The sequence below is a fragment of the Streptomyces sp. genome (assembly GCF_036566765.1).
GTDB lineage: Bacteria > Actinomycetota > Actinomycetes > Streptomycetales > Streptomycetaceae > Streptomyces.
This window is the reverse complement of record NZ_DATCVQ010000604.1, coordinates 1-3640: the sequence shown is the minus strand read 5'-3', so window position 1 is coordinate 3640 and position 3640 is coordinate 1. Positions and strand designations below refer to the sequence as shown.

At 71.4% G+C, this 3640-nt stretch carries 3 protein-coding genes; 2 read left to right on the top strand and 1 reads right to left on the bottom strand.

Features of this window, described 5'->3' with window-relative positions; all coding sequences use genetic code 11:
• Positions 1 to 202: 202 nt before the first annotated feature.
• Entirely contained in the window at positions 203 to 640 is a 438-nt protein-coding gene (locus tag VIU94_RS34910) for a DUF4442 domain-containing protein (protein WP_331917881.1), read from the bottom strand.
• Positions 641 to 737: 97 nt separating this feature from the next.
• Between VIU94_RS34910 and VIU94_RS34905 the strand changes: the two genes are divergently transcribed.
• Both VIU94_RS34905 and VIU94_RS34900 read left to right on the top strand, forming a co-directional pair.
• Positions 738 to 1826, top strand: coding sequence for a DUF8017 domain-containing protein (locus tag VIU94_RS34905; RefSeq protein ID WP_331917879.1), 1089 nt, complete (start codon positions 738 to 740; stop codon positions 1824 to 1826).
• Positions 1827 to 1911: 85 nt separating this feature from the next.
• Entirely contained in the window at positions 1912 to 3219 is a 1308-nt protein-coding gene (locus VIU94_RS34900; protein ID WP_331917877.1) for an MFS transporter, read from the top strand.
• Positions 3220 to 3640 lie beyond the last annotated feature (421 nt).

The window sequence follows — 3640 nt, the reverse complement described above, 5'->3', positions numbered from 1 at the left end:
GTGCGGCGGGTGACGCCGCGCGCGGCGGGCCTCTCCTGCGACGGGGGCGGGACGTCGTCGGGCATGGGGACGGCTCCTTCGCACGGCACGAACGGTCTGAGCGCACTATGCGTGACGGTCCGTGCGTTTCCCGGGCACCGCTCCCGGAACACGACCGCCCCCGCACCCATTGGGGTGCGGGGGCGGTGCGCCGGTCGACCGGTCAGCTGTTGGGACGCAGGGTCCAGACGACGGTCATCTCGCCGGTGACGGCGCCGTCCTCACGCGTGATGTCGATGCGGACGGGGAACTCGGGGCGCTCGCCCGCGTCGAGTTCGGCGACGACCTCGGCGGCCGGGCGGCCGAGGGTGGCGGTCGCGGTGACGACGCCCATCGCGAGCTTCTTGTAGCCGATCTCGGCCTTGACGGCGAGCGGCACGGCGCGGCCCAGCTGGTCGCCGAAGGCGGCCAGGACGATGGCGCCGCTGGCGGACTCGGCCAGCGTGAACATCGCTCCGGCGTGCGGTCCGCCGACGTGGTTGTGGTAGTCGGCCTGGTCCGGCAGGCGCACGACGGCGCGCTCCGGGGTGGTCTCCAGGAACTCCAGGTTCAGGGTCCTGGCCATCGGGACCGTGGCGGCGAGCATCTCGCCGACGGACATCTGGTCTGCGCTCATGGCCGCGATGTTACCCACGAGTAGTACGGCTTGGCCATCCCCGTACCCCGCCCGGTTCGCTCCCCCTCTATGGTTACTGGCCATGTGGCCAGGACAGCAGCCGCCCGGGGGCGAGCAGAACCCGCAGCAGGACCAGAGTCAGAACCCGTACCAGCAGCCGGGATACGGGCAGCCGAATCCGTACCAGCAGCCGACGGTGGCGCAGCCCGGCTACCAGCAGCCGGGCTACCCGCCGCCGGCGCAGCAGCCCGGGCAGCCGGGTCAGCCGCCGCAGCCCGGGTACCCGCAGCCCAACCCGTACCAGCAGCCGACGGTGCCGCAGTACGCGGTGCCGGGCGCGCCGCAGCCGGGCGGGCCCGGCGGCAAGAAGAACCAGACGACGCTCGTCGCGATCGGCGCGGCCCTCGCGGTGGTCGTCGCGGCCGGCGTCACGGGCTTCCTGGTCCTCAAGGACGACGACAAGGGAGCGAAGGCCGGCGGTGACCCGAAACCGCCCGCCAGCTCCTCCGCGGCCCCCGCGAGCTCGCCGCCGATCGACAACCCGCGCGGCGGCGAGGGGGCCAAGCCGACGATCCCCGGCTGGAAGCCCGTCTTCAACCCGCGGCACGGCACGCTGTTCGACGTCCCGGCGAGCTGGGAGGTGGCCGGCAGCGGCGTCTCGATGATCATTGACGACCACAAGAAGGACGACAGCTCGGCGTACATCGTCATGTCGGCCCCGGCCGAGTACAAGTCCAAGTGGTGCAGCGAGGACACCGACAAGGACGGGTCCAAGGAGGACAGCAACCTCGCCGCCACCGGCACCCGCGGCGGCCAGGGCGCGACCAACACCTCCGAGAACGCCCGCAACGAGGCGGGCGCGTGGGTCTTCGGGCCGTTCGCCCAGGACGAGCCCGAGGCCAAGCTCAAGCAGCTCATCAAGATCAGCCCGGCCGAGGCGTACACCTCGAAGTCCGGCCTGAGCGGCCATGTCGCGACGGCCAAGGCCACCGGCCTGACGAAGAAGAACAAGTGCGACACCGACGGCAAGTCGATCGCGTTCAGCTTCAAGAACGCGAAGGGCGACTTCGCGACGTGGGTGCTGTACGCGAACGCCGGTGTCAAGGACGAGGTTCCGGACGCGACGATGCGGCAGATCCTGAGCACAGTACGGCTCTCCTCGTCGTCGTAATCGCAGTCGCAGTCGCAGTCGCAGTCGTAGGGGTCGGCCGGTAATCGGTTTGGCAGACAGGTGCGTCGGCGGGGATAGTCCCTGAGTGAGTACTCCCGCCGCCGCACGCCGTCGGGCCCCCGAGTGGGCCGGACGCAACTACACCCTGCTGACCGCCGCCGCGATCGTCACCAACCTCGGCACCCACGGCGCGCTGATCGCCACCACCTGGGCGGTGTTCGACGCGGGCGGCGATGCGGGGGACGTTGGCCTGGTGGCGGCGGCACGGATCGTCCCCCTCGTTCTCTTCCTGCTGATCGGCGGCGCGATCGCCGACCGGGTGCCCCGGCATCGCGTGATGGTCGCCGCCAACGCCCTCAACTGCGTCTCGCAGGCGGCCTTCGCGGTGCTCGTGCTGGTCGGCGACCCGCAGATCTGGCAGATGATGGTCCTGACCGCGCTGTGCGGCACGGGCCAGGCGTTCTTCAACCCGGCGGCCGAGGGCATGCTGATGTCCAGCGTGAGCGGCGAGCAGGCGGGCCGGGCCTTCGCGCTGTTCCGGATGGCCATGCACGGCGCGGGCCTCGGCGGGGCCGCGCTCGGCGGCGTCCTGGTCGCGGCCGTCGGCCCCGGCTGGGTGCTGGCCGTCGACGCGGCCGCCTTCGCGGTCGCGGGCGGGCTGCGCGCCTTCCTGGACGTGAGCCACATCGCCGAACGCGAGCCGGGCGGCGGGCTGCTCGCCGATCTGCGGGAGGGCTGGCACGAGTTCATCGGCCGCCCGTGGCTGTGGTCGATCGTCGCGCAGTTCTCCATCGTGGTGGCGCTGGTCGGCGCGGCCGAGTCGGTGTACGGCCCGCTGGTCGCCCGCGACGAACTCGGCGGCGCACGCCCCTGGGGCCTGGCCCTGGCCGCGTTCGGCGTCGGCACGCTGGCGGGCGCGCTGCTCATGATGCGCTGGAAGCCGCGCCGGATGCTGCTGGTCGGCACGCTGGGCGTCTTCCCGATCGCGCTCCCGTCAGCGGCGCTGGCCGTGCCGCTGGACACGCTCGGGCTGTCCGCGGCGATGTTCGTCAGCGGTGTGGCGATAGAGGTGTTCGGCGTGGCGTGGATGACCACGCTGCACCAGGAGATCCCGGAGGAGAAACTCTCCCGCGTCTCCGCCTACGACTGGTTCGGCTCGACGGCGATGCTCCCCGTCTCCACGGCCCTGGCGGGCCCGGCGGAGAGCCTGTTCGGCCGCAGCAACGCCCTGTGGGGCTCGGCGACGCTGATCGTGGTGGTGACAGCGCTGGTGTTGCTGGTCCCGGACGTACGGAACTTGACGCGGCGTGTGGAGACGAAGCGGGTGGCGGGAGTGGGAGGGGAGGCGACGGCGTCCGCCAAGGAGCTCGCAGAGCGGCCCGGGGCGGGCTGAGCGCGAACTACCGACCGCCCCGCCCCTCACCGGTCTGCCAGCCCGAGGCTGTGATGTTCCACGGCGAGCACCCGCGAGCCTTGGCCGACGTGAACCCCTCTGCCGATCGAGCAGCGTCAACCGCCATGCCCGTACCAGCCCCCCAGTCGCGCGCGATCAACTAGCGCACGCCCACGGGTGACCAACCCCGGCGCCCGCCAGACACGAGCACGACCGTACAGATCGTCTTCGCCGGCGGCGAGACCGGCACCTCAGCCATCGCCGTTACTCAGGAGGGGCATCACTGAGTAGAGCTACGCTCCCTTGTCCTTCTCACTCATCGGCTGCGAGATCAGCCGTTTGACCCACCGTTCGTTGAATCCCGCCAGAATCCCGATCCCGACCCAGAAGAAGAATGACTGCGCCACGGCGGCATCGTTGA